At 59.8% G+C, this 4,723-nt stretch carries 4 protein-coding genes; 3 read left to right on the top strand and 1 reads right to left on the bottom strand.

Annotation, left to right across the window (positions count from 1 at the left end):
* A partial coding sequence (locus ACIREA_RS26920; protein ID WP_397385413.1) for a substrate-binding domain-containing protein occupies window positions 1–555 on the bottom strand: 555 nt, incomplete at its 3' end.
* Window positions 556–850: 295 nt separating this feature from the next.
* On the opposite strand from ACIREA_RS26920, the gene ACIREA_RS26915 reads away from it, so the two are divergent.
* From ACIREA_RS26915 to ACIREA_RS26905, 3 genes are all read left to right on the top strand, one after another.
* A complete protein-coding gene (locus ACIREA_RS26915; protein WP_397385412.1) occupies window positions 851–1,381 on the top strand; it encodes a sigma-70 family RNA polymerase sigma factor in 531 nt (176 codons plus the stop codon).
* Window positions 1,378–2,913, top strand: coding sequence for a LamG-like jellyroll fold domain-containing protein (locus tag ACIREA_RS26910; RefSeq protein WP_397385411.1), 1,536 nt, complete (start codon window positions 1,378–1,380; stop codon window positions 2,911–2,913). Before ACIREA_RS26915 ends, ACIREA_RS26910 begins: the two co-directional genes overlap by 4 nt.
* The coding region (locus tag ACIREA_RS26905) for a DUF1549 domain-containing protein (RefSeq protein WP_397385410.1) at window positions 2,910–4,723 on the top strand (1,814 nt) is incomplete at its 3' end. The genes ACIREA_RS26910 and ACIREA_RS26905, both read left to right, overlap by 4 nt.

Here is a 4,723-nt window from a genome sequence, read left to right as displayed (position 1 = left end):
CATGCCCGCAGCATTCATCGCGTCTTCAAATCCCGCCTTGCGCTGCTGCCCGTTGAAAGCGGTCGTCACACCTTCGATGATCGCCACTTCATCGCCCGCCTTGAGCTTTTTTGCCAGCACCTCACCCACAGCCTTCGCTCCCGCGCGGTTGTCGGGCCCAACAAACGGAATGCTCAGCCCCGCCTGCTTCAGCGTGTCCGCATCCAGCTTGTTGTCGATATTGATGACCAGCACCCCCGCCTCCTTCGCGCGCTTCAGCACCGTGACCAGCGCCTTCGAATCCGCCGGTGCAATGACGATGGCCTGCACTCCCTGCGACACCATCTGATCCACCAGCCCCACCTGCTCGGCCAGATCAGTCTCGTTCTTGATGCCGTTCACAACGAGTTCGTAATCCCCCGCATGCGCTGCCTGATGCTTCTTCGCGCCTTCGGCCATCGTTTGGAAAAACTCATTCGCCAGCGACTTCATCACCAGCGCCACCCGTGGCTTGCCTGATGGAGCAGACGAGGAGGTCGCAGGCTTACAAGCAGACAGCAGCCCGGCGCAAAGCATCATTAAAAGTACAGCAAAAGGTTTCATGGTTGGCACGACTCAAAGTCGAGACGGGACAACGTCGCTGCAACCTCCGTTTTTGCCCTTTCATGAACCTTCTTGCCTTGGTGTTGATCATTCTTGTTCTCACTGCAAACGCCGCCGAACAACATTGAACCCAAAGCCAAACCACGTACATCAATCAGACTCCGTTTCCGTGTATTCAGTGTATTCCGTGGTTGATCAACTCTGGCCCGATCATCCACTGACTATTTTTTGGCACTGCACCCCTCACCACCGGGAATACACTGTGTCCATGTCAGACTCGCCCACCTCCACCGAAACCCTCGTCCTACTGCTCACCCAGCATCAGGAGCCGTTGTTTCGTTACATCTTCAGCCTCGTCCCGCGCGAGGCAGATGCCCGCGACATTCTGCAAGAAACAAGTCTCGCCCTCTATCGCAAATTCGTCGAATACAACGCCACCCGCCCCTTCCTCCCCTGGGCCTACCGCTTCGCCTACCTCCAGGTGCAAAAGCACCGCGAGAAGTCCGCACGCTCTCCCCTGCTCTTCAGTGAAGACGTAATGGATCTCCTCGCCAGCGAGCGCAGCCACATCGAACCCCGCCTCGACGAACGCCTCCGCCTCCTCGATGCCTGCCTGCAAAAACTCACCGCGCAAGATCAAGAACTCGTCACCAGCCGCTATGCCCAGCGCCAGAGCGCCGAGGAAATGATGAGCCGCTTCTCCCTCAGCCGCCGCACCCTCTTCCGCAATCTGGAACTCCTCCGCCAGCGTCTGCATGAATGCGTCACGCGCCAGCTTCAATCGGAGGGCCTCGCATGAATCTCGACTCCCTCATCCACGCCGAGATCGACGGCGAAATCACCCCTGAGCAGCACGCCCAGCTCGAAGACCTTCTGCGCTCCGACTGGCAGGCACGCCAGCGCTATTTGGAACTCGTCGATCAACACGCCCGCTTGCTGCAGCAGCCCACCGTAAACACCGGACGCCTCCAAAAAACCACGCCCAAGCGCCCCACCCGCCGCTGGCTTCCTGCCCTCACCGCAGCCGCCGCAATCATCGCCTGCGCCTTCATCATCTGGCCACAGCACTCCGCTGAAACAGAAGCCACCTCCAACGGCGTCGCCACGCTCAGCCAGACCATGGATGCCAAGTTTACCAACGCCCTCCGCAGTGGCGACACCCTCAAGCCCGGCACCATCCGACTCACCCAAGGCCTCGCACAGATTGAATTCTTCAGCGGCGCGACAGCCTTGATCGAAGGCAGCGCGGAAATCGAAATCCTCTCCGCCTGGGAGGCCCGCTGCCTGAGCGGCCGCGTGCGCGTCCATGTTCCACCCGCTGCCAAAGGCTTCCTCATGCACGCACCCGGCATGAAACTGGAAGACCTCGGCACCGAGTTCGCTCTCAACGTCAAAGACAGCACCAGCGCCGTGCACGTCTTCGAAGGTGAAGTCATCGCGCACACAAACGCACAGACCGCAGCCAGTTTGAAACAAGGCATGTCCCTGTCCTCGACCAAATCCAACATCACCACCCCGCAGGATTTCCTCTCCATCAGCGAACTCCACGGCCTCGTGAAACAACGCGACACCCAGCGCTTCGCCGATTGGCAACAGTGGTCCCTCACCGCCTGCCAAGACCCGCGCCTCATCGCCTACTACACCTTCAAACATCTCGAAGATGATCGCTGGGACCGCCTCGTGAAAAACGTCACCGAACCCCGCCACCCCCAGCGCGCAGGTGGTGCTGTCGGTGCCGCATGGACCCAAGGCCGCTGGCCTGAAAAAACCGCGCTGGAGTTCAAACGCCCCGGCGACCGCGTACGCCTGAATCTCGACGGCACCTATCAGGCCATCACCCTCGCCTGCTGGGTGAAGGTCGATTCCGTGGACAAAAAATATAACTCCCTCCTCCTCACCGACGGCTACGACAACGGCGAACCCCACTGGCAGATCTACGAAGACGGCAGCCTCATGTTCTCCGTCATGTATCGTCCCGCAGACGCCGCGAAGAATGCCAAATACAATCAGATGTATTTCAGCAAACCCGTCTTCACCGCCGACAGCCTCGGCCGCTGGCATCACCTAGCCGTGACCTATGACAACACCAGCGGCACGGTCATCCAATACTTCGATGGTCAGCCCGTCGGCCACGAAATCTCCCCGCTGCACCAGCCCGGCCGAGCCATCGTCTTCGGCCCCTGCGAAATCGGCAACTGGGGCCTGCCCACGCAAGGCCACCAATTCCCCATTCGTAATCTCAACGGCGCCATCGATGAATTCGCCATCTTCAGCACCGCATTAAACGCCGCTGAAATCCGTAACCTCTACGACCACGGCAAACCCGAATGACTCTAATCAAAGTTATCTTCATCTCCCTTCTCGCTGCCTCCTGCCTCCCCGCAGAGGATGCCACGTCCATGTTCGTGCGCCGCGTCTGGCCGCTGTTTCAAGACAAGTGCCTCGCCTGCCATGGCAATGACGAACAGAAGATCAAAGGCGGCTTCGACATGCGCACGCAGGCAAGCACGCTCAAAGGCGGCGAGAGCGAAAAGCCATCCATCATCCCCGGCAAACCAGAACAAAGCCCCCTCTACCTCGCCTCCACACGCCAGCACGAAGCCGACTGGGAGCCCATGCCCCCCAAGGAAGCAGACAAGCTCTACGCCGCACAGCTTGCCTGGATCAAAGACTGGATCACCGGCGGTGCCCCATGGCCGGATGAAATCAAACGAAACGCCATCGCCAAAGCCAACGCCGAAAAATGGAGCGCCGAAGATGGCGTCACCATAAAAACCACCGGAGCCCTCTCCCCCGAATGGGCCAATCGTCGCTACCAGCCCGAAGGTCTCTGGGCCTACCAGCCGGTAAAAAAGCCCGCAACCAAGGGCCCCAACCCCATCGACGAACTCATCGCCCTGCACATGCCCGAAGGAATGCACCCCGCTCCTCCAGCCGATGCCCGCACCTTCATTCGCCGCGCCACCTTTGACCTCACCGGCCTCACACCCACCCCAGAAGAAATCACCGCCTTCGAGCAAAGCTACTCCCAGGATCCAACATCCAGCATCCAGAATCTGGTCAATCGTCTCCTCGCCTCCCCTCACTACGGTGAGCGCATGGCACGCCACTGGCTCGATGTCACACGCTACGCCGACAGCAGCGGCTTCTCAAACGACTACGAGCGCGGCAACTCCTGGCGCTACCGCGACTACGTGGTGCGCAGCTTCAACGCCGACAAACCCTACGACCAGTTCATCAAGGAGCAGATCGCAGGCGATGAGATGCAGCCTGACAATTCCGAACTCCTCATCGCCACCGGCTTCCTCCGCATGGGCCCCTGGGAACTCACCGGCATGGAAGTCGCCAAGGTCGCCCGTCAGCGATTTCTCGATGATGTCACCAACAGCGTCGGCGAAACCTTCCTCGCTCACTCCCTCCAATGCGCCCGCTGCCACGATCACAAGTTCGATCCCGTGCCCACGCATGATTACTACTCCATGCAGGCCTGCTTCAGCACCACGCAACTCGCCGAACGCCCCGCACCATTCTTGCCCTTGGAAAACACTGCAGGTTTTGAAGAAAAGAAATACCTCGAAACACGCCGCGTCGAGCACATGACCATGCTCGCCCGCCTCGACGACAAGCTGCTCGCCAACGCAGAGAAATGGTACGCCGAAAAAAAACTGGACCCAAGTGCATGGAACAAAGCCGTCGTCTCCGCCCGCGCCTTCATCGCCAACGGTGGCACAAAGAAGCAGGGCCGCAGTTTCACCGGCGTCTTTGAAATCGCCCGATCCGCCATCCAGAAACAAAACCTGCCAGAAGATCAATACCCGCCAAAACTCGTCGGCTTCGAACCCGAAGACTACGGCAACGAGCGCGTGGCACGCAAAGGGCTCGAACGCCTGAAGTGGGAACTGGAGCGCTACGAACCCTTTGCCTTCAGTGTCTACGATGGCCGCACACCACAGGTCACCAGCATCTACCAGCCCATTCGTATGCCGCAAGACCGCATGACGAACGGTGAACTGGAGCAAACCGCCATCCTCGGTGGTGGCGATCCCTTTTCACCCACCCAACCCGTGAAACCCGGCGTCCTCTCCGTACTCGGCAGCGTCGAGTTTCCCGATGCCATCGAAGGCCGCCGCACCGCTCTCGC

This window comes from Prosthecobacter sp., assembly GCF_044373815.1.
GTDB lineage: Bacteria > Verrucomicrobiota > Verrucomicrobiia > Verrucomicrobiales > Verrucomicrobiaceae > Prosthecobacter.
Note: the sequence above shows the minus strand (reverse complement) of the source record. Positions and strands in the feature narration are given on the sequence as shown.